Raw genomic sequence first — 21,118 nt, 5'->3', positions numbered from 1 at the left:
CGGCGCGGCGGAAAACCCGCCGCGTCGGTCGGTGTCGCGGCCGGACCGGGGAGACCGGCCAGACCGGCCGGACCCGCGGACCGGGGACGCCGACGGGCCCGGGTCCGCGAGGGACCCGGACCCGGAGGTACGGCGGGCACGGCGAACCGGCCCGGGGCGCAGGCCCTGCGGCTACTTCTTGCCGCCGTCCTTGCCGCCCTTGTCCTTGTCGCCGCCGGCGCCCATGGACTCGAAGATCTCCTTGCACATGGGGCAGACCGGGTACTTCTTCGGGTCGCGACCCGGGACCCAGACCTTGCCGCAGAGCGCCACGACGGGGGTACCGTCGAGCGCGCTCGCCATGATCTTGTCCTTCTGGACGTAGTGGGCGAAGCGCTCGTGGTCGCCGTCGCCGTGCGACACCTGCGGTGTCGGCTCTACGAGGGTCCCCGTACCTGCCCCGCGCTCGGGCTCAAGAGTGCTCATAACAGCCAAGGGTACTCACGCGCGCCGCGCGCCGGGAGCGTCGGCCCGCCGCCAGGTGCAGTGCCGGTCCCGACCCCTCGGACGGGCCCTACGACGCCGCCACCGGCACACCGCCCCGGTCGCCGGCCGTCAGCCCCAGCTCCGTGGCGAACGCCAGCCCGGCCTCCGGGCGGACCTCGTACCAGCAGTCCTGGCCGCAGACCGCGTCCAGCAGCGCCGATATGTCCTGCGCGCCGACCGCACGGGCCCCGGCCGCGGCGAGGAACGCGCGGACCGCGGCCGCCGCGTCGACCTCCGTCTCGGTCCGCGCCACCAGGTGCTCGACGATCTCGTCGACCGCCTCGTCGCCGGGCGCCGTCCAGCTCACCGCCATCGCCAGCCCGTCGTCCGGCATCGCCGCCGGATACGGGGCGCGGGCCCAGGCGCCGCCCTCGTACCAGTAGACGAACCCGAGGAGGTTTCCCCGGGCGTCGTCACGCAGCCGCTCCCAGGGCAGCCACTCGGGACCGCCGGCCAGGAAGTCGATCTGCCGGTCGCCGCTGTGCGTGTAGCTGCCGTCCGAGTCCTGGCCGCAGAGCACCGCGCGGCCGTCGCCGTAGAACGTCAGCCGCCACCAGTAGGCGCCGCCGTCGTTCCAGCACTGCAGCCCGTCGGGGCCCCAGGAGAACTCGTCCCAGTCGTCGAGGGCCGCGGCCACCACCGCCAGCGTCGCGGCCCGCGCCCACAGCCGCTCCGGGTGGTCCAGATCCTCGGGCACGCTCGGCCTGTGCATGGCGCACTCTCCCGTCCGTCCTGCGCGGCCCCGATCGGGGTGTCCCCTGCGCATGGGGGTCCCCCCTGTTCGAGCGCAGTCGAGAACTTGGGGGAGGAGTCGAGAGCCTGGGGAGGCGACCGCGCACTGTTGCCTGACACAACGAACGATAGCGACGGGGTCTGACAATTCCCCATGACGAAGCTGTCACAAAGTGCCCGGTGCGCTCCCGGGCGCACCACCCGGCGGGTAAAGGGGCGTGCGCGCCCTGCGCAGCGGGCCGCGGCGGGCCCCGGTCAGTTCAGCGACGGGTCGTCCGGATACGTGGCCACCATCGCCAGTTCGTTCCGCTGCCGCCGCAGCACCGCCCGCCACAGCTGCTCGGGGTCGGGTGAGGAGACGTCGCCCGGCTCGGACTCGACGACGTACCAGGCGCCCTCCACCAGCTCGTCCTCCAGCTGGCCGGGCCCCCAGCCGGCATACCCGGCGAAGATCCGCAGACTGCCGAGCACCGCCGCGAGCAGCTCCGGCGGGGCCTCCAGGTCCACCAGGCCGATCGCACCGTGCACCCGGCGCCAGCCCAGCGGCTCGTCCTCGGCCACCGGGTCGTCGGCCGTCCCCATGGCCCGCGCGCCGGCCGGGTCGCCGGCCGCGCGGTCCGTACGGGCGCCGCCCTCCATGGACGGGACGCCGCTGTCGCCGGGCAGCCCGCCGGGCACCACGGCCACTCCGAGCGCCGAGTCCAGCGAGACCGGGCCGCCCTGGAAGACCACCCCCGGCTCACCGGCGAGCTCGGCCCAGGGGGCGAGGATGTCCGCGACGCCGACCGGCGTGGGGCGGTTGAGGATCACACCGAGGGAGCCCTCCTCGTCGTGGTCGAGGAGAAGCACCACCGCGCGGTCGAAATTCGGGTCGGCGAGTGCGGGTGTGGCGACGAGCAGTCGGCCTGTGAGCGAGGACACCTCGGTCATGGCCACATGATCCCGCAATTCTGCCCCGAGCGGGGAGTCAACGCCGGGACCGTTGCGAGAGCAGGGCAGGGCGTACGGCGGCAGCCCCGGCGCACGAGGTCCGCGCCCTATGCCTCATTCCAGACATTCGGCGTGTTTTTACCCAAAAGGCGATTACGAATCAAAGCGTGATCGTAGCGGAGCGTGTTGTGGCAAAGCCATTACATGCCGGAACCCCGCACGGCCATACGGGCACCCCCTCGGCCGCCCTTACCATTTCTCCTGGCCCTGACCGACTCCAGGAACGCGAGATCCATGACCGTCTCTACTGACGACGTACTGCTTGTCCACGGCGGCACCCCGCTGGAGGGCGAGATCCGGGTTCGCGGCGCGAAGAACCTTGTGCCCAAGGCCATGGTCGCCGCGCTCCTCGGCAGCGGTCCCAGCCGGCTGCGCAACGTGCCCGACATCCGTGACGTACGGGTGGTGCGCGGACTGCTGCAGCTGCACGGCGTCACGGTGCGTCCCGGGGACGAGCCGGGCGAACTGGTCCTCGACCCGTCGCACGTGGAGAGCGCCAACGTCGCGGACATCGACGCGCACGCCGGCTCCTCGCGGATCCCGATCCTGTTCTGCGGCCCGCTGCTGCACCGCCTGGGCCACGCGTTCATCCCGGGCCTGGGCGGCTGCGACATCGGCGGCCGGCCGGTGGACTTCCACTTCGACGTGCTGCGCCAGTTCGGCGCGAAGATCGAGAAGCGCGCCGACGGGCAGTACCTGGAGGCCCCGCAGCGGCTGCGCGGCTGCAAGATCCGGCTGCCGTACCCGTCGGTCGGCTCGACCGAGCAGGTGCTGCTGACGGCCGTACTGGCCGAGGGCGTCACCGAGCTGTCGAACGCCGCCGTGGAGCCGGAGATCGAGGACCTCATCTGCGTCCTGCAGAAGATGGGCGCGATCATCTCCATGGACACCGACCGGACCATCCGGATCACCGGTGTCGACAAGCTCGACGGCTACACCCACCGCGCCCTCCCGGACCGCCTGGAGGCGGCCTCCTGGGCGTCCGCGGCGCTGGCCACCGAGGGCAACATCTACGTCCGCGGCGCGCACCAGCGGTCGATGATGACGTTCCTGAACACCTTCCGTAAGGTCGGCGGCGCCTTCGAGATCGACGACGAGGGCATCCGCTTCTGGCACCCGGGCGGCTCGCTCGACGCCATCGCCCTGGAGACCGACGTCCACCCCGGCTTCCAGACCGACTGGCAGCAGCCGCTGGTGGTCGCGCTGACCCAGGCGTCGGGCCTGTCGATCGTGCACGAGACGGTCTACGAGTCCCGGCTCGGCTTCACCTCCGCGCTCAACCAGATGGGCGCGCACATCCAGCTCTACCGCGAGTGCCTGGGCGGCTCCGCCTGCCGCTTCGGCCAGCGCAACTTCCTGCACTCCGCGGTCGTCTCCGGCCCCACCAAGCTGCAGGGCGCCGACCTGGTCATCCCCGACCTGCGCGGCGGCTTCTCGTACCTGATCGCGGCGCTGGCGGCGCAGGGCACCTCCCGGGTGCACGGCATCGACCTGATCAACCGCGGCTACGAGAACTTCATGGAGAAGCTCGTCGAACTGGGCGCGAAGGTCGAACTCCCCAACGGGGCGCTCCGGGGCTGAGGCGGACACGCCGATTCCCCCCACCCCACCCACACACCCTCCCCCGCCCCCTCCCCCGAAGGGGGAGAGGGGGGTGGGGGCGGGGGCAGAAAACGGCAGGGCAATCCCCCGCCCCCTCTCTCCCCCTCACCCCACCCCTTCCCCCGCCCGCTCCGCCACCAGGACCGGCTTCTCGTGCGGGACCACCGTGCAGCGCGCGCCCGCCGTCAGGTCGGCCGCCTCCCAGCTGGGCAGGTCGGCCTGGGCGGGGCGCACTGTTCGAGCCGGCCGCCGCGCATCACCGCGACGCGGTCGGCCATGGACAGCGCCTCTTCCTGGTCGTGGGTGACGAAGACGGTGGTGATGCCGAGTTCGAGCTGGATGCGGCGGATCTCCTCCCGCAGGGTGAGCCGCACCTTGGCGTCCAGGGCGGACAGCGGCTCGTCCAGGAGGAGCACGCGGGGGCGGATGGCGAGCGCGCGGGCCAGTGCGACGCGCTGCTGCTGGCCGCCGGAGAGCTGGTGCGGGTAGTGGCCGGCACGGCCGGGCAGGCCGACGAGGTCCAGCAACTCCTGGGCCCGGGCGGTCCGTTCGGCGACGGGGGTGTTGCGGACCCGCAGCCCGTAGGCGACGTCGCCGGCCGCCGACATGTCGGGGAAGAGGCTGTACGACTGGAAGACCATGCCGATGTCGCGGCGGTGGGCCGGTACGGCGGTGACGTCCTCGCCGCCCATCAGGAGCGCGCCGCTGTCGGCGGTCTCGAAGCCGGCGATGATCCGCAGTGCGGTGGTCTTGCCGCAGCCGGAGGGGCCGAGCAGGGCGATCAGCTCGCCGGCGGCGATGTCGAGGTCGAGGCCGTCGAGGGCAATGGTGGATCCGAACTCCCGGCGCAGCCCTCGGAGTTGCAGCGGGACGGTCATGCGTTCTTCCTTTGTTTGCCGGCTCGGCGGGCCCGGCCGCCGGCCACGGTGGTGAGCAGGAGCAGCAGCCCCCAGGTGAGGAGCAGGCCGAGCATGGCGGCGGCGCCGGCGAGTTCCGCGTCCTGGCCGCCGACCTCGACCATCCAGACGGCGAACGGCCGGTAGCCGAGCACGGAGGCGACGGTGTACTCGCCGAGCACCATGGCCAGGCTGAGCACGGCCCCGCCGACCACCGCGCCGCGCAGGTTCGGCAGCACCACCCGCCACAGCGTCACCAGCCGCGAGGCGCCCAGGCTGCGGGACGCCTCGACCAGGGTGCCGAGGTCGAGGGCGTCGACGGCGCGGTCCTGGCCGCGGCGCTTGTCGGCGGCGCCGAGGGCGAGCTGGCTGGTGCCGCCGGGGTTCTCGTTGTGGACCTGGATGCCGTACTTGTCCTCGAAGGTCCGGATCATCTCGCCGTAGTTCGCCCAGTCGGGAGCGAGGGCATAGACGTTGAGCCGGCCTTCCTTCTTGGCGGCCCTGACGAGGCCGGCCATCCCGCCGAGGTCCGCGGCCGACCGGGCGGTGGCCGCCTTGCTGGTGACGGCGGCCGGGGCGGCCACGAGGACGGCGGCGCAGGCGGCGAGCGCGCGGCGCCGGCGGGCCGGTCGGGGTGGCTTCACGTCTGTACTCCTGGGTCTTCGGCTCTCCACTTGTACGAACAAGCCGCCGTCAGTAAGCCCCGACGAACCAACCGCGAGTCGACCCCCGAACCAACCCCTGATGAACAATAAAACCGCAGGTCATAAGCGTTACGATGGAAAAGGTTTAGAGCTTCGCGGAGCGGTTAGACGCATACCCCGTGCCTGCGTGGACAAGCCATTCTGTGCACAGTGACCTGACCCGCGAGGAGCCCCGTTGACCCGACGCCACCATCAGATCGCCGAGGCGCTGCGCCGGGCGATCACCGATGGCGACCTCCCCGTGGGCAGCGCGCTGCCCTCGGAGACCGAACTGGCCGCCGCCCACGGCGTCTCCCGCGGCACGGTCCGCCAGGCCCTGGCCGCGCTGCTCGGCGAGGGGCTGATCGGCTCCCGCCAGGGCGCCCGGCACATCGTGCTGAGCACCGCGCCGAGCCAGAGCTTCACCGAGCTGCGCAGCTTCGCCCAGTGGGCGCGGGCCGGCGGCCACTCCCCCGGCGGCCGTGTCCTGGAGTCGGCGCGCGGCGCCGCCGACCGCGCGGAGGCCGCGCTGCTCCAGCTGGCGCCCGGCGCCGGAGTGCTGCGGGTGTTGCGACTGCGCACGCTGGACGGCGCGCCCGTCCTGCTGGAGCGGACCGTCTACGCGGGCTGGATCGCCGAGGCGGTCGAGGCGCTGCCGGCCGACTGCGAGTCGGTCACCCAGGCGCTCCTCGACTCCCACGGCCTGGTCTTCGCCCACGGCGAGCACCATCTCGACGCGGTCGCCGCGGGCACCGCCGACGCCCGGGAGTTGCGGGTGCGACGGGGAAGCCCGCTGCTGCGGGTGCGCCGTACGACGACCACCGCGGAGGGCCGCCCGGTCGAGACGTCCGACGACCGCTACCGCCCCGGCGCGGTGGTCTTCACCGTGCGCAACTCCACCCAGGCCAACCCCCTGGCCCGCACTCCGGCCGGCTGACCCCGCTCCCGTCCGCCCCGCCGCCTACCGAACAGTGAGCCCGCATGCCCACGCCCACTCCTCCCGCCCGCGCGCTGCCCGCCGCCCTGCTGTGCGACATGGACGGCACCCTCGTCGACACCGAGCACCAGTGGCTGGCGACGGTGGCCGGCTTCCTGCGCGACCAGGGCGCCCCGGCCGGTGACGAGGTGGTCACCTCGTTCGCCGGCGCGCCCGTCGACGACGCCGCCGCGCGCCTGGTGCGCGACCACGGCATCCGCATCGGCCTCACCCGGACGGCCACCCTCCTCGACCGGGACTTCACCGCCCGGGTCGCGGCCGGGGTCGCCGTCCAGCCGGGCGCGCTGCGGCTGCTGGACCGGGCCGAGGAGCTCGGCATACCGGCGGCCCTGGTCACCGCCTCGGAGCGGCATGTCGCCGATCTGGTGCTGCGCACCCTGGGGGCGCACCGCTTCGCGCTGTCGGTGACCTCCGGTGAGGCGCCGCGCGGCAAGCCGCACCCGGACCCGTATCTGGTCGCCGCGGCCGGTCTCGGCGTCGACCCGGCCCGCTGCCTGGCCGTCGAGGACACCCCCACCGGCGCCGCCGCCGCGCTGGCCGCGGGCTGCCGGCTGCTGGCGGTGCCGACGGTGCCGGGCATCGTCCCCGGCCCCCGTACCGCCGTGGTGGCGTCGCTGGAGGACGTGGAACTCACCGACCTGCCGTTCCCCCGGGCCGCCTGAGCGCGCCGTAGACGGGCATACACAAGGGCGGCCACCCCGGGAGAGGGGTGGCCGCCCTTTGTGCCGTTGGAAGGGCCTTACTTGCCCTTGGCGGCTTCCTTGAGCTTCGAGCCCGCGGAAACCTTCACGCTGTAGCCGGCCGCGATCTGGATCGGCTCACCGGTCTGCGGGTTGCGCGCGGTGCGAGCGGCACGGTGGGTGCGCTCGAAGGTCAGGAAGCCGGGGATGGTGACCTTCTCGTCGCCCTTGGCGACGACCTCGCCGACGGTCTCGGCAAGCGCGGCCAGAACGGCGTCGGCGTCCTTGCGGGTCACCTCGGCGCGATCGGCCAGAGCGGCCACCAGCTCACTGCGGTTCATGTATGTACTCCCGTGTTCTTCTTGCCAATGAGGCGTGAGATCGAAGCCGATGCTGCCAGGGCCCTCGAACGGTCCCCGGAACCGGGTCCGTCCTTCAGCTCCCTCGCGCCTGGGGTCCCCCTGGACAATGTCCTTGGGAGAGCATCCTGCCCCCACCTGCGGCGGTAAAGCCAATCCGGCACCCTGGAGGGTCACCCGCCACCCTATGGGTGGCCCGCGGAGGGCATGTCCCGCGACGCGCCGGACTCAGACCGTCGTGGCAGCCGTCACAGCCGGGTCGGCGGCCTTCGCCGCGTCCCGCACCGCCCCGGCGACCGCCCCGGCGACCTTCTCGTTGAAGACGCTGGGGATGATGTAGTTCGGGTTGACCTCGTCGTCCAGCACGACCTCGGCCAGCGCACGGGCCGCGGCCAGCATCATCTCGGTGTTCACCGTACGCGAGGCCGCATCCAGCAGACCACGGAAGACCCCGGGGAAAACCAGCACGTTGTTGATCTGGTTGGGGAAGTCCGAACGCCCGGTGGCCACAACGGCCGCGGTCTGCCGCGCGATCGCCGGATCGACCTCCGGATCCGGGTTGGCGAGTGCGAACACGATCGCGTCCTTCGCCATCCGCGCCACATCCTCACCATCCAGCACATTGGGCGCCGAGACACCGATGAAGACATCCGCCCCCACCACCGCCTCCCTCAGCGTCCCCGTCACACCCTCGGGATTGGTGTTGTCCGCGATCCAACGCAGCGCCGAGTCCGGGTCGGCATCCACCAGGTCCGCCCGGCCGGCGTGCACCACACCGTGGATGTCGGCGACCACCGCATGCCCCGCACCGGCGGCCAGCAACAGCTTGAGGATCGCCGTCCCCGCCGCGCCGGCACCCGACATCACCACCCGCACATCCTCGATCTTCTTCCCCACCACCCGCAGCGCGTTGGTCAGCGCCGCCAGCACCACGATCGCGGTGCCGTGCTGGTCGTCATGGAAGACCGGGATGTCCAACGCCTCGCGCAGCCGGGCCTCGATCTCGAAGCAGCGCGGCGCGGAGATGTCCTCCAGGTTGATGCCCGCGAAGCCCGGGGCGATCGCCTTGACGATCTCCACGATCGCGTCGGTGTCCTGCGTGTCCAGGCAGATCGGCCACGCATCGATCCCGGCGAAACGCTTGAAGAGCGCCGCCTTGCCCTCCATCACCGGCAACGCGGCCTTCGGCCCGATGTTGCCCAACCCCAGCACCGCGGAACCGTCGGTGACCACCGCGACACTGTTGCGCTTGATCGTCAGCCGGCGGGCGTCCTCGGGGTTGTCGAAGATCGCCTGACACACCCGCGCCACACCCGGGGTGTAGACCATCGACAGGTCGTCGCGGTTGCGGATCGGATGCTTCGACGACATCTCGATCTTGCCACCGAGGTGCATCAGGAACGTACGGTCGGACACCTTGCCCAGCGAAACACCCTCGATGCCGCTCAGCTTCGAGACGATCTCCTGCGCATGCGCCGTCGAGGTCGCCGCGATCGTCACGTCGATCCGCAGCTTCTCGTGCCCCGACGCGGTCACATCCAACCCGGTGACCGACCCACCGGAGGACTCCACTGCCGTGGTCAGCTGGCTGACGGCGGTGCCGCTCGCGGGAACTTCCAGTCGCACCGTCATCGAATACGAGACGCTAGGCGCCGTTGCCATGGCCGACTTCCTCTGCTTTCCCTGGTTTCTCTCTGAGCGACTCCGGAACTCAGGGGTCCCCGAGCCGGAGCGCATCGTTCGATCGTCCCACCTACCAGCCGGTACACGGTAACCAGCTACAAACTTCGGAAAGACTCTTCCACCATACGAGAGATGATCCGTCGAGCGGAAGCCCCCACCGGGAACCGGAACCGGCCGGCCCCGGAAACGGCACCCCGGCCGAGCCGCTGCCGGCGGCGGGAGCGGCGGAAACGACCGCGGGCGCCTCTCCCGGAGGAGAGGCGCCCGCAGCTGCTGCTTACGACACCGACCCGCCATGCTCGCCTCGCGGCAAGTGGTCGCTCGTAGCGACGATGGTTGGGCCCGGGGGCTTGGATCGAGCCGGTGCCGTCACCAAGGCTAACAAACCATCCCGGGAAGCGAATCCCGTCCCGCTGGGCCGTTTTGAAGACCCCTCGTACGGCGGTGCGCGCCGGGGGCGGCTCCCCTGCCCTCGGGGTCCGGTGGACCGGCCCGCCCGCCGTGCGCGTCACTCGCGCAGCAGGTCCGGCACCCCGTCGGTGTCCGGCTCGTCCGGTCCGGCGGAGAGCACGGTCAGCTGCTGGGTGGCACGGGTCAGCGCGACGTAGAGCACCCGCAGCCCGGCCGGGGACTCGTCGGCGATCTCGGCCGGCGAGACCACCAGCGTCGCGTCGTACTCCAGCCCCTTGGCCTCCAGGGAACCCAGCGCCACCACCCGGTCGCCGAGCCCGGCCAGCCAGCCGCGGGCCTGCTCGCGGCGGTGCATGGCCACCACGACGCCGACCGTGCCGTCGACCTCGCCCAGCAGCCGCTCGGCCTCCGCGACGGTGGCCCGCGCCAGTGCCGCATCATCGGTGGCGCCGGCGGCGCCGCGCGCACCGTCCGTACCGGAGACCGCGAACCTGGGCTCCAGGCCCGTCGAGCGCACCGCCTTCGGGGACGGGGTGCCGGGCATCGCCAGCGCCAGCACCCGGGAAGCGAGGTCGGCGATCTCGGCGGGGTTGCGGTAGTTGACGGTGAGCGTGAAGCGGCGGCGGGGGCGGGTGCCGAGCGCCTCGTCGCGAGCCTCGGCGGCCTCGTCGGGGTCCGACCAGGAGGACTGCGCCGGGTCGCCGACCACGGTCCAGGTGGCGTGCCGGCCGCGCCGGCCGACCATCCGCCACTGCATCGGCGTCAGGTCCTGCGCCTCGTCGACGATCACATGGGCGTAGTCGGTGCGCTCCTCCTCCAGCCGCTCGCGGCGGCTGCGGCCGGAGGTCGCGCGGTCCGCGTAGGTGGTCAGCTCGTCCAGGCCGGTCAGCTGGTCGAGCGGGTCGGCCTCACGCGGGCGGGCCGGGCGCATCGGGGCGCCGAGGATCTGCTGGAGCTCGTCCAGCAGCGCGATGTCGTGCACCGACAGCGGGCCGTGCCCGGTGGCGTCCAGCCGGCGCAACGAGCGGGCCAGCTGGCGCGCCTCGCGCTGGTTGAGGATGCGGCGCGCCCAGCGGGCGAGCCGGCGCTCGTCGGCCATCGCGGCCAGCACCCCGCGCGGGGTCAGCTCCGGCCACCAGGCGTCCAGGAACTCCTGGAAGTCCGCTTCGGTGGTGATGTCCTCGTCGAAGCCCTCGCGGGCCTCGGCGGCCAGCTCGGGGTCCGGGTAGCGGCGGGCGGCACCGGACCTGGCCCACAGGGCGTCCAGGATCAGCCGGCGGGCGCGCGGGCGCAGCAGGTTGACCGGGGCGGTGCCGCCCAGCGCGGTCTGCCGGATGGCGCGCAGTGCGCTCTCGTCCAGCTCGATCCGGCCGCCGAACGCGACGACCCGCAGCCGGGTGGGGACGGCCGCCCCGGGTGCCGCCCCGGAATCGGAGCCGGTTCTTCGGCCGCGGTCCCCGGCGCCGTCCTGGGCGAGCAGGTCCTCCAGGGACAGCTGGGCGTCGTCGCCGGCCGGCGCTCCGGCCACCGGGGACGCCGCGGCCGCCGCGCCCGGCACCGCCAGTTCCAGCGCGCCGCGGGCCGCCTTGCGCAGCAGCTTCTGCATCCGCGCGGAGCCCTTGATGCGGGACACCGCCGGCGGGTCGTACGCGGTCGCCTCGGCGCCGTCGACGAGCGAGCCGAGCGCCCGGATGGCGACCTGCCCCTCCTCGCCGAGGGACGGCAGCACGCCTTCGGTGTACGCGACCAGCAGCGGCGTCGGGGAGACGATCAGGATGCCGCCGGCGTAGCGGCGGCGGTCCTGGTAGAGGAGGTAGGCGGCGCGGTGCAGGGCGACCGCGGTCTTGCCGGTGCCGGGGCCGCCCTCGACCTCGGTGACGGAGGCGGCGGGCGCCCGGATGACCAGGTCCTGCTCGGCCTGGATGGAGGCGACGATGTCGCGCATGGTGTGGCTGCGGGCCCGGCCCAGGGCGGCCATCAGCGCGCCGTCGCCGACCGCCGGCAGATCGGCGCCGTCCAGCGTCGCGGTGATCTCCGGGCGCATCAGGTCGTCCTCGACGCCCAGCACGCGGCGGCCCTTGGAGCGGATCACCCGGCGTCGCACGACGCGGCCGGGGGCGACCGGGGTGGCGCGGTAGAAGGGGGCGGCGGCGGGCGCCCGCCAGTCGATCACCAGCGGCGAGTAGTCCGCGTCCAGCACGCCGAGGCGGCCGATGTGCAGGGTCTCGGCGATGGCGGCGCGGCCGTCCTCGATCGCGCCGTCGGCGGGCTCGACGGAGGTGTAGGCGCCGTCCGGGCCCTTCTTGCCGTCCTTGCCGAGGAGCAGGTCGATCCGGCCGAAGAGGAAGTCCTCGTACTCGGAGTTGAGGCGGTGGAGATGGATGCCGGCCTGGAACACCTGGGCGTCCCGCTCGGCGAGCGCGCCGGGCGTGCCGACCTGGCCGCGCTTGGCGGCGTCGTCCATGAGGAACTCGGCCTCGTGGATCTTCTCCTCAAGGCGCCGGTAGACGCGGTCGAGGTGCGTCTGCTCGGCCTCGATCTCGCGGTCGCGAACGGAATCCGGTGCGTGGTCCGGTGCGTGCGTGGCGTTGTGCGCGGCCACCCAGGCCCCCTTCTCCTGTGCGTAGGGCAGCCGTCAACCGTACGCCAACCCGACACCGCGCGCACCTGGAGAGAGGGACAAATCTGGAGGGAACTGGTCGGATGTTGACTCAGGCCCTGACCTGGTCAGGGCTCTTTCCGGTCCGTCTTCGATGCCGGGCCACCCGCTCGCGGTTGCCGCAGACCTCGCTGGAGCACCAGCGGCGGCGCCGGCCGCGCGAGGTGTCCAGATAGACCAGCGAGCAGCCCTCCCCGGCGCACTGGCGCAGCAGCCCGCGCGCGGCCGGGTCGGTCAGCAGCGCGACGGCGTCCCGGGCCACCGCGGCCAGCAGCCCGGCACAGTCGGGCGGGCCGGGGAAGTTGCCGGCCAGCGCGCCGTCGGGGCCGCGTACGGCGTGGACGGCGGGCGGCGGGGCGGCGGCCGCGGCGTTGAGCCGCGCCAGGTCGGCGTCGGCGGCCCGGCCGCGCAGTTCGGCGTGCAGCACGCGGCCCAGCAGCGCCCGCAGCGCCCGGAAGCGGGTGACCCACAGGGCGTCGACCGCGTCGAGCGGGACGCCGTACGGCACCACCCCCGCGCCGGTCAGCCAGGCCGCCAACTGGTCGGGGCCGGTGAGCCGTTCCAGGGCGGCGGGCCGTTCGGCGGCGCCGCCGGTGGTGGCCACCAGGTCCAGGCAGATCCGCCCGCAGTCGAACCGCAGGTCGTAAGGGGCTGCCATGTGCCTGTCACTCCTCGGGGAGGAAACGCGGGGTGGTGGTGCGGGGAGAGCGGACGCGGACCTTCCCAGAGTGCCCGGCCGCGCCGTCCGCCGGAACCCTGCGGCGTCGACCACTCCTCGTAGGCACCGTACGTAGACACCCCAAGTAGACACTGCACGTATACCGTTGATGTATAGTCCGGCGGCATGTCGTCGAAACCGCTGCTCAAGAACCGCGCCAGCCTGACGCACAAGATCGGTTACGCGGTCCGCAACCCGGCCCGCATCACCCCCTACGTCAAGCGCACCGCCCGCGACACCTGGCTGCGCCTCAAGCACCCCGACCACGTCGCGTACTACCGCGCGGTGATGGCCTCCGACACCGGGCGCAACCCCGAGGCCGCGGTCGGCAGCCGCACCCACCGGCGCTGGCTGGCGCTGGGCGAGATGCAGTTCGACTACCTGGCGGAGCACGGGCTGGAGCCCGGCCACCGGATGCTCGACATCGGCTGCGGCAACCTGCGCGCCGGCTGGCGCTTCATCGCCCACCTGGACGCCGGCAACTACTACGGCATCGACATCTCGCCGGACATCCTGATAGCCGCCAAGCGGACCCTTGCCACGTACGAACTCCAGGACAAGCTCCCGCATCTGACGACCACTCAGGACCTGACGCTGGACTTCCTGCCGGCCGGCCACTTCGACGTCGTGCACGCGCACAGCGTCTTCTCGCACTCGCCGATCCACGTCATCGACGAGTGCCTGGCCCACGTCGGCCGGGTGCTGGCCCCCGGCGGGTTCTTCGACTTCACCTTCGACCGCACCGAGGGCGCCGAACACCAGGTGCTGCGCGAGGACTTCTACTACCGGACCGAAACCCTGCTGCGGCTGGCCCGCAAGCACGGCCTGGAGGCGCGCTTCATGGACGACTGGGAGACCCGGCCGCACGGCCAGTCGAAGATCCGGGTCAACCACCCGTCCTGACCCGCCGGAACGGCCCTACCCGCCGTACTTGCCGGTGTCCGCGTGCGGGTCCAGCGCCAGCCGGTAGCCGCGCTTGACCACCGTCTGGATCAGCTTGGGCGCCCCCAGTGCCACCCGCAGCCGCGCCATCGCGGTCTCCACCGCGTGCTCGTCCCGACCCGCGCCGGGCAGCGCCCGCAGCAGCTCGGCGCGCGCCACCACCCAGCCGGGGCGCCGGGCCAGGGTCCGCAGCAGCGCCATCCCGGCGGGCGGCACCGGGCGCAGTTCGCCGTCCACCACGACGGCCCGGCCGCGGATCTCCAGGCGCCGGCCGGCCACCGGCAACGGCCGTGCCCGGCCCGGGAGTTCCCGGCACAGCAACTGGACCAGCGGGCCCAGCCGGAAGCGCTCGGGCTGGCGGGTGGGCACGTCCAGCGCCTCCAGTGGCAGCGCGGTCACCGGGCCCACGCACGCCGGCAGCACGTCCTGCCGCAGCGCGGCCAGCAGCTCCGGCTGGATACCGCGCTCGGCCGCCCGCTCCAGCAGCGAGGAGGCGGCCGGCGCGCTGGTGAAGGTCACCGCGTCCAGGCCGCGGGCGAGCACCGCGTCCAGCAGCCGGTCCACCGGCCCGATGTCCTCCGGCGGCATCCACCGGTACACCGGCACCCCGACGACCTCCGCACCGCCCGCCCGCAGCGCCTCGACGAACCCCGGCAGCGGCTCCCCGTGCAGCTGGACGGCCACCCGGCGCCCGGCGACGCCCGCGGACAGCAGCCGGTCGAGCACCTCGGCCATCGACTCGGAGGCCGGCGACCACTTCTCGGTCAGCCCGGCGGCCCGGATGGCGCCGCGCACCTTCGGGCCGCGGGCCAGCAGCTCCACCCCGGCCAGCCGGTCCAGCAGCGCCTCGCCCAGCCCCCAGCCCTCCGCGGCCTCGATCCAGCCGCGGAACCCGATGGCGGTGGTGGCCACCACCACGTCCGGCGCGTCGCCGACCAACGCACGGGTGACGGCCAGCAGTTCGGCGTCGTCCGGCAGCGGCACGATGCGCAGCGCGGGCGCGTGCAGCACCTGCGCACCGCGCCGCTCCAGCAGCGCGCCCAGTTCCTCCGCCCGCCGGGCCGCGGTCACCCCGACGGTGAAGCCGTCCAACGGGCGCACCGGCCCGCCCGGTTCGCCGTGCCGCTGCGCGGTGTGCTCGTGCTGCTGATCGTGCATAGGTCCGTCCCACTCGTCCCGGAGTTGGTGCGCGGTGCCGTGTCCGGAGGTACTCCCCCGGCTACCGCAGGGGACCCCCACCCAGCGGTGGCCGGGGGGAGCGTCACGGCTCCGGTGGCACTCGCGCCCAGGTGCCGAGCCTGTCAACGGCACGTGACAGGCAGACTCCTCCAGTATTTCCCCGCGGTTACGGAGTCGCCGCCGCGCCCCCGGCCGGGCCCGGGGGGCGCGGTCGGGGGCGCGGGGCGGATCACCTGCGCGCGCCTAGACCTCGGCGTACGCCGGGCGCGCCTCCGCGCCCTCCACGCCCTCCGCACGCGCCGCGGACCGCACACCGGCCGGCCCCCGCAGGTATACGGCCCAGGTCACCGCCCCGCACACCGCGTAGTAGGCCAGGAAGGCGACGAACGCCGGAGTACCCGAGCCGGTCGTAGCGAACGCCTGCCGGAAGGCGAGGTTGATACCCAGCCCGCCCAGCGCGCCCACCGCCCCGATCAGCCCCATCGCGGCACCCGACAGCCGCCGCCCGTACGCGGCGGCCGCCTCCCCTTCCAGCCCCCGGCGAACCGCCTGGGCCTGGAAGATCCCCGGGACCATCTTGAACGTGGAGCCGTTGCCCAGGCCGGTCAGCACGAACAGCGCGATGAAGCCGACGAGGAAGACCGGCAGCGAGCGCACCGCCGAGGCGTAGATCACCACCCCGGTGGCCAGACTCATCGCCCCGTAGTTCCCCAGGGTGATCCGGGCCCCGCCGAACCGGTCCGCCAGCCGCCCGCCGACCGGCCGCACCAGCGACCCCAGCAGCGGCCCGATGAAGGTCAGCGAAGCCGCCTGCAGGGGCGTGCGGGCGAACTGGCTCTGGAGCACCAGCCCGAAAGCGAAGCTGTAGCCGATGAACGACCCGAAGGTGCCTACGTAGAGCAGCGCCATCACCCAGGTGTGCCGCTCGCGGGCCGCGTCCAGGGCCGCACCGGTGTCGTTGGCCACCGGCCCGAGGTTGTCCATGAACAGTGCGGCCAGTACCGCCGCGAGCACGATCAACGGCACGTACACCGCCAGCACGAGCCGCGGCTGCGCGGCCCCCGCCGTCCCGATCACCAGCAGCCCCAGCAGCTGGATCACCGGCACCCCGATGTTGCCGCCGCCGGCGTTCAGACCCAGCGCCCAGCCCTTCTTCCGCAGCGGATAGAAGGAGTTGATGTTGGTCATGGACGAGGCGAAGTTCCCGCCGCCGACCCCGGTCAGGCCGGCCACCAGCAGGAACGTGCCGTACGACGTCCCCGGCGTCATCACCACCGCCGCCGCGGCCGTCGGCACCAGCAGCAACAGGGCGCTGAACACCGTCCAGTTGCGCCCGCCGAACCGCGCCACCGCGAAGGTGTACGGCACCCGCAGCACCGCGCCCACCAGCGTCGGCATCGCCACCAGGAAGAACTTCCCGGCCGGATCGACGCCGTACTCCGGCCCCATGAACAGCACCATCACCGACCACAGGCTCCAGATGGAGAAGCCGATGTGCTCGGACAGCACCGAGAAGGCCAGGTTCCGCCGGGCGACCCGCTCCCCGGTCTCCCGCCAGAACCCCTCGTCCTCGGGGTCCCAGTGCTCGATCCAGCGCCTGCCGCGCCGTACCCTTCCCGGCTCGCCGCCGCGCTCGCTCGGGGTCTTCGCCGTGGCCTCGGCCGTCATCGCGCCTCCCAGGGGTCGGGTCCTGCCATCGACGCTAGGGATGGCGGGTTTCCGCCCTGTGGCAGCAGGTGACCGGCGCGAAACCTTGCTCTCACGCGGTCCGGGTGCATGCGGTGAGCCGCGGCGGCACGCGCGCGGCGTACGACGCGGGGACGGTGCGCCGACGTGCACCACGCGCCCCCGCCCGTCACCCGTACGGGGTAATGGCACGTGCCCGAGACACTGCCAGCCTTTTTATCGGACGCACGGAGTAACCAGCCCGACACGGTCCGTCGCCGGAGTGGTGTGTGCTCACCTCCCGCCCGGCGGCGGCCGGATCCCCCTGCCAGGGCGGCACACCCGCCCCCGCAGGGATGCAGGGCTCTCCCCGGAGCACGGAAAGAAAGGGATGCGATGCACCAAACACAGCAGCGGACCGCCGGCGGACGGTGCGGCTCCTGAACCGTGCCCGCCGGCGGCCCCCCTGCCGGGGCGCCTCCCCGCCCCGGCAGGCCCCCGGTCGCACCCATCGAGGCCAAGGAGCGGCAACCCCCCGTGGATTTCCTCGTGTTCCCCGACCACCCCGCCACCGACCGGCTCGCCGCCCGCCTGCCGCGGACCCCGACCACCCGCACCGTGCCGCATCTCTCCGGCCGCCCCTGGATCGTGGGGCACTGGCGGCGCGAGGAACTGGTGACCGCGCGCATCGGCCCGCGGTGCGCGGTGCTGCTCGGGACGACCTCCGCCACCCCGAGCGAACTGGCCCGGCTGCTGCGCCGGCTGCGCAGCCTGGACGACCTCCGCGACCTCCGCCACGAACTCCCCGGCAGCTTCTTCCTGCTGGCCTACATGGGCCCCCGGGTCCGCTGCCAGGGAACGCTCTCGACGGTCCGCCGGCTGCACCGCACCTGCTTCGGTGGCGTCACCGTCCTGGGCAGCCGCCCGCAGGACCTGGCCGCCCTGGCCCGCGAGGCCACCGCGGCCGGGCTGCCCGGCGTGCCCGGCACCGGCACGGTCGACGAGGAGGCGCTGGCGGCCCGACTGCTCGCCCCCGCCGCCCCGCTCCCGCTCGCACTGCGCACCCCCTGGCGGTCGATCCACGCCGTACCGCCCGGCCACTGCGCCACCTACGACGCCCACGGCGTGCACCGCGAGGTCCGCTGGTGGCGGCCACCGGAGCCGGACGTGCCGCTGCCGGACGCCGCCGAGGCCGTACGGGAGACCCTCGGGGCGGCGGTGCACGCCCGGACGCGGTCCGCCGCCGTGAGCGCCGACCTGTCCGGGGGCATGGACTCCGCCAGCCTGTGCTTCCTGGCCGCCCGCGGCGGGGCCGGGCTGGTCACCACCGCCTGGGAGTCCCGCGACCCGGCCAACGACGACCCCCTGTGGAGCGCGCACAGCGCCTACCGCCTCGGCCGGGTCCGCCAGGAGGGCCGGCACCTGTCCCTCCCGTACACCGACGCGCCCACCTGGTACACCCCGCCCGCACACCCCTCGCACACCGACCCGGCGGGCCCGCTCACCGCGGTCCGGGAAGCGGCCCGGCTCGTCCACCAGGCGCAGCTGGTCGCCCGGTACGGCTCCCGGCTGCATCTGTCCGGCATCGGCGGCGACGAGCTGTTCGGCCTCCGGGCCGTGGCGCTCAACTCCCTGGCCCGCAGCGACTTCCGGGCCGCCGCCCGGCAGGCCCACCGGGCCCTGCGGCTCGGCCACCGGACGCTGCCCGCCACCCTGCGCACCCTGTTCGGCGGCCGGTCCTACCCGCGCTGGCTGGCCGCCGGCGCCGACCGGATCACGCCCGGCGCCCGCCACGAGACCTCCGGCGCCGACTGGGAGTGCGTCCCGGCCATGCCGTCCTGGGCACATCCGGACGCGGTCGCCACGGTCCGCCGGCTGCTGCGCGAGGCCGCCGCCGCGGACCCCGAGCCGTTCGCCGCCCTGCGGGCCCAGCACGAGGCCGTCCGGGCCGCCGTCCTGGCCGGCGAACTGGTCCGCGGCATCGACGCGCTGACCTCGGCGCACGGCGTGGCGTACGAGGCGCCATTCCTGGACGACGCGGTGATCGAGGCGGCGCTGGCCGTACGACTCGACGACCGCGCCCGGACCGGCCGCTACAAACCGGTGCTGGCCGCCGCGATGCGCGACATCGTGCCCGGCACGGTTCTCGGCCGCGGCACCAAGGGAGAGCACAGCGCGGAGGTCTACACCGGCCTGCGCCGCCACCGCCGGGCGCTGTCCGCGCTCTGCGAGGACTCCCGGCTGGCCGCGCTGGGCCTGATCCGCCCCGAGGCGCTGCGGCCGGTCCTGACGTCCCTCCAGCCGCACACCGAAGCACTGCGCCCACTGGACCCGACGCTGGCCGCAGAGTACTGGCTGCGCTCCCTGCCGGGGGCCCTACCGGGAACCCCGTCGTACGGGAGCGTGCCGGCCCCCGCCGCCGGCGGCCGGATATCCGCCCCGGCGCCGGAGGGTGCCTGAGAGGCCGGCCGGAGCCCGCCGGCTCAGCCGCCGGTGCCCTGGACCGGCGCGCTCATCCAGATGGTCGCCTCGCAGACGTTCATCCGGGCCTTCTTGCCCTTTTCGTCCCGGACCTTTATCTGCTTCTGGTGATGGTCGCGCGGCGCGCCGACGGTCGCCTCGTCATTGCTGACCAGGCAGTCGGCGGGCGCCATACCGGGCGCGTGGTCCTTGTACCGCAGGCTGGTGGTCACGGTCCCGCCGCGCCGCAGGTCTATCGGCATGGTGCGGACCTGCCCCTTGCCGTCGGACTCGGGCCCCTTGCCGACATGCACCGCAAAGGTGGGAAAACCGTCGAACACACACGGCTGCGAACCCTTGTTGACGGCCGTCAGCCGGGCCTCGCGGCGCGGGCTGTGCGGCACCTCCTTGAGCACCGTGACCTTCCAACCGAGACTCTTGGTCTGGCAGTTGGCGTGCAGCGCGGCCATCCGACCCGAGCCGCAGCCGGTCAGCGCCAGCGCGGCAGTGACGGTCAAGGTGAGCGCGGCCATCGTCGTCGCGAGTACGGAACGTCGCTGCACGACTCCCCCTGTTCAATCCGTTCGTATTGTTCGCACACATCGCTCGCACACGATGTCTTTCCGTAAGGAAGGGTTTTCGGCGCGGAAGGTTGCCTGTCGGCGGGGAGAGATATGCATCACGTAAGCATCCGGCCCCCGCGGGAACCACCATCGGCCGCCCCGCCGCCGGCACGCACCCGCCGCCGCGACCCCTGATCTTCCCGGCCACCCGGCTCCCGTACGGCCCGCTCCGGCCCGCGGACCGCCCCGCCCGCACCGCCACCGCGGCCGAGGGGACGCGCGGCAAAACCCCCGCCGCGCGCACACGACGAAGGCCCGGGTGTCCTCACGGACACCCGGGCCTTCGTCTTCACATGGGAATTGTGGAGATGGCGGGAATCGAACCCGCGTCCAACGGTGCGGAATCAGGGCTTCTCCGAGTGCAGTTCGCTGCGATTTTCTCGGCCCCGGAGATCACGCGAACAAGTCTCCGACGGGCTCAGTCACTGTGTGATTTCCTCCTGCACCCCGTGACCGGGTTCAGGAGTTTAGTCCCCTAGCTGATGCCAGGATCCGGGTCGGGAACATCCCCGGGCTGACACTTCGCAGGTCGCTACTTAGGCAGCGAGGGCGAAGGAATCGCGCTTGGTGTTGGCGATTATTGGTTGCGACACATGGTTAACGAGATCATTGCCGCTTCCTCGACTCGCTTCCCCTGCTTCGACATCCGCTGTCGAAACCGATCATCCCCATGTTGATTTATCAAGGTGGTGCACACCCCTCCTGGGGTGCGCACCCATCGTACGTGACCAACGCACGGCGGTGCCAGCGAATTCCCCGGCGGTCCCCCGGCGGCCCCCGTAAGAGGTCCCGTAAGAGGTCCGCTCAGGCGCGCTGCTTGCGGCGAGCCGCCGACATCGCCCGATCCGCCTCCCGGCGGTCCTGCTTCTCGCGGAGCGTCTGCCGCTTGTCGTACTCCTTCTTGCCCTTGGCCAGCGCGATCTCGACCTTGGCCCGGCCGTCCTTGAAATAGAGGGACAGCGGCACGATCGTGTGCCCCGACTCCTGGCTCTTGGACTCCAGCTTGTCGATCTCGGCGCGGTGCATCAGCAGCTTCCGCTTGCGCCGCGCGCTGTGGTTGGTCCAGGTGCCCTGGGCGTATTCGGGGATGTGTACGTTGTGCAGCCAGGCTTCATTGCCGTCGATCTGGACGAATCCGTCCACCAGCGACGCCCGGCCCTGGCGCAGCGACTTCACCTCGGTGCCGGTCAGCACCAGACCGCACTCATAGGTGTCCAGAATGTGGTAGTCGTGCCGCGCCTTCTTGTGCTGCGCGACGAGCTTGCGCCCGGCGTTCTTGTCCTTGCCCTTGTCCTTAGCCATAGTGCGGCCATT

The 21,118-nt window shown here is 73.0% G+C and carries 17 protein-coding genes, 1 other RNA gene and 1 pseudogene; 5 read left to right on the top strand and 14 right to left on the bottom strand.

The window, feature by feature from the left end:
• Positions 1-171: 171 nt before the first annotated feature.
• The 3 genes from GR130_RS04770 to GR130_RS04760 all read right to left on the bottom strand — a co-directional run bounded on the left by GR130_RS04770 (position 172) and on the right by GR130_RS04760 (position 2,187).
• Entirely contained in the window at positions 172-465 is a 294-nt protein-coding gene (locus tag GR130_RS04770) for a DUF3039 domain-containing protein (RefSeq protein ID WP_026169910.1), read from the bottom strand.
• Positions 466-553: 88 nt separating this feature from the next.
• On the bottom strand, positions 554-1,237 hold the full coding sequence (locus GR130_RS04765; protein WP_159503534.1) for a hypothetical protein: 684 nt from the start codon (positions 1,235-1,237) through the stop codon (positions 554-556).
• Between the two features lie 275 nt (positions 1,238-1,512).
• Complete coding sequence (locus GR130_RS04760) at positions 1,513-2,187, bottom strand: YqgE/AlgH family protein (RefSeq protein WP_159503533.1); 675 nt, start codon at positions 2,185-2,187, stop codon at positions 1,513-1,515.
• Positions 2,188-2,481: 294 nt separating this feature from the next.
• Here GR130_RS04760 and murA point away from each other — a divergent pair, with 294 nt between their 5' ends.
• Positions 2,482-3,828 carry a UDP-N-acetylglucosamine 1-carboxyvinyltransferase gene (gene murA / locus GR130_RS04755; protein ID WP_159503532.1) on the top strand — a complete coding sequence of 449 codons (1,347 nt, stop codon included), beginning with the start codon at positions 2,482-2,484 and terminating at the stop codon, positions 3,826-3,828.
• A gap of 227 nt (positions 3,829-4,055) precedes the next feature.
• On the opposite strand, the pseudogene GR130_RS04750 reads toward murA, so the two are convergent.
• Together GR130_RS04750 and GR130_RS04745 are read right to left on the bottom strand one after the other, a co-directional pair.
• Positions 4,056-4,727, bottom strand: a pseudogene (locus GR130_RS04750) (ABC transporter ATP-binding protein); the annotation flags it as partial.
• The gene (locus tag GR130_RS04745) at positions 4,724-5,389 is read right to left on the bottom strand and encodes an ABC transporter permease (protein ID WP_236572800.1); all 666 of its coding nucleotides are present in this window, start codon (positions 5,387-5,389) and stop codon (positions 4,724-4,726) included. The gene GR130_RS04745 and the pseudogene GR130_RS04750, both read right to left, overlap by 4 nt.
• Positions 5,390-5,624: 235 nt before the next feature.
• On the opposite strand from GR130_RS04745, the gene GR130_RS04740 reads away from it, so the two are divergent.
• Together GR130_RS04740 and GR130_RS04735 are read left to right on the top strand one after the other, a co-directional pair.
• Entirely contained in the window at positions 5,625-6,365 is a 741-nt protein-coding gene (locus GR130_RS04740; protein ID WP_159503531.1) for a GntR family transcriptional regulator, read from the top strand.
• Positions 6,366-6,409: 44 nt separating this feature from the next.
• The gene (locus GR130_RS04735) at positions 6,410-7,087 is read left to right on the top strand and encodes an HAD family hydrolase (protein WP_236572798.1); all 678 of its coding nucleotides are present in this window, start codon (positions 6,410-6,412) and stop codon (positions 7,085-7,087) included.
• Between the two features lie 77 nt (positions 7,088-7,164).
• Here the strand turns inward: GR130_RS04735 and GR130_RS04730 are convergent, their stop codons facing one another.
• The 4 genes from GR130_RS04730 to GR130_RS04715 form a co-directional block, all read right to left on the bottom strand.
• Positions 7,165-7,446: an HU family DNA-binding protein gene (locus GR130_RS04730; RefSeq protein WP_004951951.1), complete on the bottom strand. Its 282-nt coding sequence runs from the start codon at positions 7,444-7,446 to the stop codon at positions 7,165-7,167.
• 246 nt (positions 7,447-7,692) lie between these two features.
• Positions 7,693-9,126 (bottom strand): NAD-dependent malic enzyme, encoded by a 1,434-nt coding sequence (locus GR130_RS04725; RefSeq protein ID WP_201304795.1) that lies wholly within the window; start codon positions 9,124-9,126, stop codon positions 7,693-7,695.
• 529 nt (positions 9,127-9,655) lie between these two features.
• Positions 9,656-12,160 carry a HelD family protein gene (locus GR130_RS04720; protein WP_159503530.1) on the bottom strand — a complete coding sequence of 835 codons (2,505 nt, stop codon included), beginning with the start codon at positions 12,158-12,160 and terminating at the stop codon, positions 9,656-9,658.
• Positions 12,161-12,269: 109 nt separating this feature from the next.
• Positions 12,270-12,875 (bottom strand): CGNR zinc finger domain-containing protein, encoded by a 606-nt coding sequence (locus GR130_RS04715; protein ID WP_159503529.1) that lies wholly within the window; start codon positions 12,873-12,875, stop codon positions 12,270-12,272.
• 186 nt (positions 12,876-13,061) lie between these two features.
• On the opposite strand from GR130_RS04715, the gene GR130_RS04710 reads away from it, so the two are divergent.
• Positions 13,062-13,838, top strand: coding sequence for a class I SAM-dependent methyltransferase (locus GR130_RS04710; protein ID WP_159503528.1), 777 nt, complete (start codon positions 13,062-13,064; stop codon positions 13,836-13,838).
• A gap of 15 nt (positions 13,839-13,853) precedes the next feature.
• Here GR130_RS04710 and GR130_RS04705 read toward each other — a convergent pair whose 3' ends face one another.
• Together GR130_RS04705 and GR130_RS04700 are read right to left on the bottom strand one after the other, a co-directional pair.
• Positions 13,854-15,035: a uroporphyrinogen-III synthase gene (locus GR130_RS04705; RefSeq protein ID WP_159503527.1), complete on the bottom strand. Its 1,182-nt coding sequence runs from the start codon at positions 15,033-15,035 to the stop codon at positions 13,854-13,856.
• A gap of 264 nt (positions 15,036-15,299) precedes the next feature.
• Positions 15,300-16,724 carry a nitrate/nitrite transporter gene (locus GR130_RS04700; protein ID WP_159503526.1) on the bottom strand — a complete coding sequence of 475 codons (1,425 nt, stop codon included), beginning with the start codon at positions 16,722-16,724 and terminating at the stop codon, positions 15,300-15,302.
• A gap of 534 nt (positions 16,725-17,258) precedes the next feature.
• Here GR130_RS04700 and GR130_RS04695 point away from each other — a divergent pair.
• On the top strand, positions 17,259-19,181 hold the full coding sequence (locus GR130_RS04695) for an asparagine synthase-related protein (protein ID WP_159503525.1): 1,923 nt from the start codon (positions 17,259-17,261) through the stop codon (positions 19,179-19,181).
• Between the two features lie 23 nt (positions 19,182-19,204).
• On the opposite strand, the gene GR130_RS04690 is transcribed toward GR130_RS04695, so the two are convergent.
• The 3 genes from GR130_RS04690 to smpB all read right to left on the bottom strand — a co-directional run bounded on the left by GR130_RS04690 (position 19,205) and on the right by smpB (position 21,106).
• Positions 19,205-19,744, bottom strand: coding sequence for a DUF4232 domain-containing protein (locus tag GR130_RS04690; RefSeq protein WP_236572797.1), 540 nt, complete (start codon positions 19,742-19,744; stop codon positions 19,205-19,207).
• Positions 19,745-20,104: 360 nt separating this feature from the next.
• Positions 20,105-20,474: a transfer-messenger RNA gene (gene ssrA, locus GR130_RS04685) on the bottom strand.
• Positions 20,475-20,608: 134 nt separating this feature from the next.
• Positions 20,609-21,106 carry an SsrA-binding protein SmpB gene (gene smpB / locus GR130_RS04680; RefSeq protein ID WP_159503524.1) on the bottom strand — a complete coding sequence of 166 codons (498 nt, stop codon included), beginning with the start codon at positions 21,104-21,106 and terminating at the stop codon, positions 20,609-20,611.
• Between the last annotated feature and the right edge of the window lie 12 nt (positions 21,107-21,118).

The organism is Streptomyces sp. GS7 (assembly GCF_009834125.1).
Lineage (GTDB): Bacteria > Actinomycetota > Actinomycetes > Streptomycetales > Streptomycetaceae > Streptomyces.
Note: the sequence above shows the minus strand (reverse complement) of the source record. Positions and strands in the feature narration are given on the sequence as shown.

Bases quoted from the DNA above. Each gene is read 5' to 3' on its own strand.
- GR130_RS04715 (WP_159503529.1), bottom strand. From the start codon at position 12,875: ATGGCAGCCCCTTACGACCTGCGGTTCGACTGCGGGCGGATCTGCCTG.
- GR130_RS04705 (WP_159503527.1), bottom strand. From the start codon at position 15,035: ATGCACGATCAGCAGCACGAGCACACCGCGCAGCGGCACGGCGAACCG.
- GR130_RS04700 (WP_159503526.1), bottom strand. From the start codon at position 16,724: ATGACGGCCGAGGCCACGGCGAAGACCCCGAGCGAGCGCGGCGGCGAG.
- GR130_RS04765 (WP_159503534.1), bottom strand. From the start codon at position 1,237: ATGCACAGGCCGAGCGTGCCCGAGGATCTGGACCACCCGGAGCGGCTG.
- GR130_RS04770 (WP_026169910.1), bottom strand. From the start codon at position 465: ATGAGCACTCTTGAGCCCGAGCGCGGGGCAGGTACGGGGACCCTCGTA.
- GR130_RS04710 (WP_159503528.1), top strand. From the start codon at position 13,062: ATGTCGTCGAAACCGCTGCTCAAGAACCGCGCCAGCCTGACGCACAAG.
- GR130_RS04760 (WP_159503533.1), bottom strand. From the start codon at position 2,187: ATGACCGAGGTGTCCTCGCTCACAGGCCGACTGCTCGTCGCCACACCC.
- GR130_RS04735 (WP_236572798.1), top strand. From the start codon at position 6,410: ATGCCCACGCCCACTCCTCCCGCCCGCGCGCTGCCCGCCGCCCTGCTG.
- murA (WP_159503532.1), top strand. From the start codon at position 2,482: ATGACCGTCTCTACTGACGACGTACTGCTTGTCCACGGCGGCACCCCG.
- GR130_RS04730 (WP_004951951.1), bottom strand. From the start codon at position 7,446: ATGAACCGCAGTGAGCTGGTGGCCGCTCTGGCCGATCGCGCCGAGGTG.
- smpB (WP_159503524.1), bottom strand. From the start codon at position 21,106: ATGGCTAAGGACAAGGGCAAGGACAAGAACGCCGGGCGCAAGCTCGTC.
- GR130_RS04725 (WP_201304795.1), bottom strand. From the start codon at position 9,126: ATGGCAACGGCGCCTAGCGTCTCGTATTCGATGACGGTGCGACTGGAA.